This window comes from Gracilimonas sp., from assembly GCF_035704785.1.
GTDB lineage: Bacteria > Bacteroidota > Rhodothermia > Balneolales > Balneolaceae > Gracilimonas.
Map to the genome: position 1 here is coordinate 1 of NZ_DASSWP010000203.1, position 4,444 is coordinate 4,444.

The 4,444-nt window shown below is 40.5% G+C and carries 5 protein-coding genes; 1 reads left to right on the top strand and 4 read right to left on the bottom strand.

What is annotated here, in order from left to right; translation table 11 throughout:
* The coding region (locus VFM80_RS11600; protein WP_395071992.1) for an amidohydrolase family protein at positions 1–603 on the bottom strand (603 nt) is incomplete at its 3' end.
* A gap of 116 nt (positions 604–719) precedes the next feature.
* The gene (msrA, locus tag VFM80_RS11605) at positions 720–1,343 is read right to left on the bottom strand and encodes a peptide-methionine (S)-S-oxide reductase MsrA (protein WP_395071993.1); all 624 of its coding nucleotides are present in this window, start codon (positions 1,341–1,343) and stop codon (positions 720–722) included.
* A gap of 267 nt (positions 1,344–1,610) precedes the next feature.
* On the opposite strand from msrA, the gene VFM80_RS11610 reads away from it, so the two are divergent.
* On the top strand, positions 1,611–2,186 hold the full coding sequence (locus VFM80_RS11610; protein WP_395071994.1) for a hypothetical protein: 576 nt from the start codon (positions 1,611–1,613) through the stop codon (positions 2,184–2,186).
* 21 nt (positions 2,187–2,207) lie between these two features.
* Here the strand turns inward: VFM80_RS11610 and VFM80_RS11615 are convergent, their stop codons facing one another.
* Both VFM80_RS11615 and VFM80_RS11620 read right to left on the bottom strand, forming a co-directional pair.
* Positions 2,208–3,266, bottom strand: a complete 1,059-nt coding sequence (locus VFM80_RS11615) for a 6-bladed beta-propeller (protein ID WP_395071995.1) — start codon at positions 3,264–3,266, stop codon at positions 2,208–2,210.
* 26 nt (positions 3,267–3,292) lie between these two features.
* Positions 3,293–4,336, bottom strand: coding sequence for a 6-bladed beta-propeller (locus VFM80_RS11620; RefSeq protein ID WP_395071996.1), 1,044 nt, complete (start codon positions 4,334–4,336; stop codon positions 3,293–3,295).
* Positions 4,337–4,444 lie beyond the last annotated feature (108 nt).

Below are 4,444 nucleotides of genomic sequence, written 5' to 3' on the forward strand. Positions count from 1 at the left end.
GCGCTCATTGGTATTATCGATCGGCTCCCAGAATTCTGCCGGTTCTCCGGTGTGAATGAGAACGGGAATTCCCAACTCTCCGGCCTTAGCCCAAACGGGGTCGATGCGCGGATCATCCGTTTGCACCCGATTTCCTTCTGAGTCCAAAACAGTGAGGCCCAGATTCTTGAATATCTTCACTCCGCGGGCGCCATTGTCATAATCTTCCTGAAGCTGAGCCACAGCTCGTTCGGTCCATCCCGGATCATCAATATCATCAAAATCAATGTTGGCGAACACCACAAATCGGTCGGGGGCTTGTTCCCGGGCGGCATCAACCATGGCTTTTAAGGTTTCTCCGGAACGGCCGCTTAAATTCACCAACACTTTCATGTTGAGACTGTCCATCTCGGCTGTGGTTTCCTTAAGATCCATTGAAGCCATTCTCCACAAATGACTGTGGACATCCACAAATGGAAATTTGGCAGAGGTTATTTCTTCACCCGGAACCACCAGCGTAGATTCAGGCTGATACTCCTCGAAGGTCATCGTGGTATCAGCTTCCTGGGCCATCAATATTTGAGTGAGCAGGATGGAGAACAGAAGTACTAATAATTTTTTCATGCCTAAGTATAATCATAATTTTTTGCTGTGTGAATTTACTGAGGGTGAGGCAAATGAAAAAGCCCCATAAAAATTAATTATGGGGCTTGGATATAAATACAACTGTTAAATAAACTTTAGAACTTCGGGCTTTCCTTTAACAAATGACTAAACTCTTTCTTGAATTTTGCCACTTTAGGAGCAATCACAATTGAGCAATATCCTGCATTGGGATTATTCTCGAAATAATTCTGGTGATAGTTTTCTGCCACATAATAATTTTCAAGAGGCTGAATTTCAGTCACGATCGGATCTTCCCAAAGGCCAGACTCATCTGTTTTCTTGAGCGATTTTTCAGCAATTTCTTTCTGTTCCTCATTGTGATAGAAGATCACTGAGCGATACTGTGGCCCCACATCATTTCCTTGTCGGTTTAATGTAGTGGGATTGTGCGTGTGCCAGAGGACTTCCAGTAATTCTGCATAGGAAATTACTTCCGGATCAAAATGAATGCGGGCCACTTCGGCATGTCCGGTTTTTCCACCTGTTACTTCTTTATAAGAAGGATTTTCAACATGCCCTCCGGAATAACCGGATTCTACATATTCTATACCTTCTACGATTTCATAAATGGCTTCCACGCACCAGAAGCATCCGGCACCAAAAGTTGCTTTTTCCAAATTCTTCTCCGTTTGTTGTGCAAATAATGAGATTGTTCCAAGACTCAAAATGAGCCCTAATGTCGATAATAATTTTATCATGGTCTCTTTTCTATATGTTATTTCTGAAACTTGATAACGTATTTAATTCAGGATTGTTCTAACAAGCAACAGAGTTAATTTCGTTTCTTTTAATTAAAGTATTGCCTTCTTGACTACGTTTTCTTCCAAGCAACGGATTGATTAAATAAAACCTGCCCGTAGAGACGCGATGCATCGCGTCTCTACGGGCAGGGGGATAATTACGATTTGATATATTGATTGGGGGAGATTATAATCTTGGGATAGAACAAGAGAATCGGGTAATCAATGCCAAAATTTAGGGGAAAATACAGACTCAAATCTAACCGATGGGAATACTGGGATTATAAAAATCCCGGAGCTTATTTTATTACCATTTGTACCAAGAATAAAGAACATTTTTTTGGTGAAATAGTGAACGGGAGAATGGAATTAAATCAGATTGGATCAATAGTTGAATCTGAATGGAAGAAAACACCGAAGATCCGCAAAGACATGAATATTACATTAGGTGAATTTGTAATAATGCCGGATCATATACATGGGATAATTATTATCGGGAATAATGAATACAACACGAGAGGGTTAAAATCCAACTTCGGTAGAGACGCGATGCATCGCGTCTCTACCGAAGTTGATCTTGAAACTGATTCACAAAAAAGGTTTGGTCCTCAAAGAAAGAACCTGGCTTCAATCATAAGGGGTTACAAATCTTCAGTAACGATCCAAGGGAGAAAGATAAACCCTGAATTTTGCTGGCAGTCAAATTACCATGACCGGGTAATAAGGACTTATCAAGAATATAAGCTAATTACTGAATATATCTTAGATAATATCCGTCGCTGGAAAATGGACGTGAAATAGCTACAGGACCTTTTTTATACTTTAAAAAGAAATCTCACTTTTATAAACAACACCATCACCAGAAGAAGCGAAGTATATAGCATTGTGATCCGGGGCTAAATCAAAAGCTCTCAAGTAGCCGATGTGATCAGGCAGCGTATAAATGGCAGTGGTATTGCCGGACTCATTGAGTCTCACAAGGAGCTGAGAATCATCTGAATTTCGTCTGCTTGTGAGAATCATTACTTCTTGATCGATGACTTCAAAATCAGTTATGTAATTGTAGGCCGGGAGTCCGCCGGGTGAATTTTTAGCTTGTTCAACCGTATTATTGAAAATCTCTTCATTATAAGGCAGATCTATTTTTTGTTCCCAAATTAGGCTGCCTGAGGTATCATATTTACGAAGCTCACTGTAGGCATTCAGGTAAGCGTAGATGTGATCGCCATCAGATCTTAACGTGACCATGTTTTTAAAAAGGTTGGGAATTTCGCCACTCTTAAGCTGATTAAGGCTGGCTTGGAAATCTACCACCTCTAAACTTTCACCTTTAGGAGTTCCAAAACTGAAGGTAGAGTCCGTATCTATTTCAGAAAGAGATAGGAAAGAGTCATCAGTTCCCCCTGTGGCAGCTACATATTTATTTTCATCAATGAGAGCTACTTCAGGCAATACGGCGGGAGATTTAAAAGTAAAGCTGGAAAGGAAATTTCCTTTAAGGTCGAATTTTGAGACAACGCTTTGGTCCGTATCAACCACATGTATAATATCACCGGTGTTAAACAGGTTGGAAATTCTTATGAACTCCCCCGGACCTCTCCCTTCCCGGCCAAAGGAAGTGATTAACTCCCCGGTACTTTGAACAAGGCTCACTTTTCTTTGCCCAAAATTAGCAATGGCAATAGTGCCATTATCTAAAATTTCGATCTCGGTAGGTTGGGCAATATCATGAGTTTCGAAATCAGCAAACACTTCAAGCGAATCAATATTGATTCTGGATATTTCATTGGTGGGCTTTTCCTGTTTTGGCTCGGAGTTGCAGTTTGTTATCAAAATTAATATCAGCAAGGCTCCAAATAATCGGCTATATGTTGATGTCATGAGTATTTTATGTTTTGGAAAAGGATTCAATTCGAAAGAATTCCTTTATAAACAACCCCATCTATAATGTCAGAGAGATAAATTGTGTTGTTGGCCGGATTAAGGGTGAAATTTAAGAAATATGATTCTGCAGATGGCATTTGGTAGAAAGCTGTGATCAATCCATCCTCATTCACTTTAGTGAGATGTTGGGGAGCTTCTCTCGGTTTAGAGCCAAGCAGAAAGATATCAGAACCAATCATTTTGATATCCAGTGTGTATCTCAAAAATGGGAGAGCATTCGGAACATTTTTGGCTGCTTCTACAATATCATTTTCGAGCCGTTCATTATCAGGCAGGGCTAATTTCTTTTCCCAGATCAAATTGCCGGCCTTGTCATATTTTCTGAGTTCACTGTAGGAATCAAGGAAGGCATACACATGGTCATTACCCATGATCACGTTCACATTATTTTTGAAGTAATCCGGCACTCTTCCATTGATGATATCATTACGGCTCGCTTCCATATCCATATCTTCCACTTCAGCAATTTTTGCCTCTCCGAATAAAAAGGAAGAGTCTGTTTTGGTATCCATCCACTTGATCAGCTTATTATCTTCTCCTGCTGCTCCGGAATAAAAGGTTCGATCTTCGGCTAAGGCGATATTGCGGTCAAATGCTTTGGTTTCGTACGCAAAACTTTCTATGAAATTCCCCATTAGATCAAATTCCAGCACTTTATACTGGCTGTTATCCACTACATGGATGAGATCTGAAGTTACTTTTATTTGTCCCGGACTTAAAAATTCTGCCGGTCCCTTTCCTTCTTTTCCAAACTGTGCAATTGAATCCCCCTCAGGAGTTACAATTGTGATCTTTTTGATCTGGCCATCGGCTACTGCAAGGTTTCCATTATCCAGCAATGCAAGAGCACCCGGCCGGGAAATGCCATGGCTGTCAAAGTCAATGAATTGGGTTAAGGTATCAATTTTGACCAGTTCCGGTTCAGTTTGTTCGGTCGTTTCTTTTTCTGTACACCCGAAGGAAATGGCGATTAACACCAGAATTGAAGATATGAGTTTGGGAAGCATAATCAATGAGTTATGTTAATTACTAGCACTCTAGTATTTACTCGTTTTGATTGATAATGTCAAGAAGGAGAGATTTCGTATCCCGTGCCCCGTAGAGACACGATGCAT